General features: G+C 56.7%; 1 protein-coding gene. It reads left to right on the forward strand.

What is annotated here, in order from left to right; all coding sequences use genetic code 11:
- Positions 1-53 precede the first annotated feature (53 nt).
- Positions 54-263 (forward strand): hypothetical protein (locus QP415_RS12030; protein WP_285100235.1); only part of this gene is annotated, 210 nt, incomplete at its 3' end.

Genomic DNA, 263 nt, shown 5'->3' on the forward strand with positions numbered 1-263 from the left:
CTACTACTAACCCTCCTGCTGAGGGGGCTATCCGTGCTGAGGAATCCCAGTTAGTGAAAATGGTCGAACGCCATAACCGGGAAGTCGGTAATGCCCTGGGCCAGGTTATGGGCCTGTACGAGCAGATCCGCACCGGAGAAAAAGTTGATGGGTCGCGTATTGCTGTCGAGTGGTATGACCCAGCTACCCCAACCTTCTCCCAGCGTGCAGACGCACTACAAAAGCTTGCCGGGGGTAAACCCCTAATTAGCCGTGAGGGGGCG

It is taken from the genome of Pauljensenia sp. UMB3104 (assembly GCF_030217285.1).
GTDB lineage: Bacteria > Actinomycetota > Actinomycetes > Actinomycetales > Actinomycetaceae > Pauljensenia.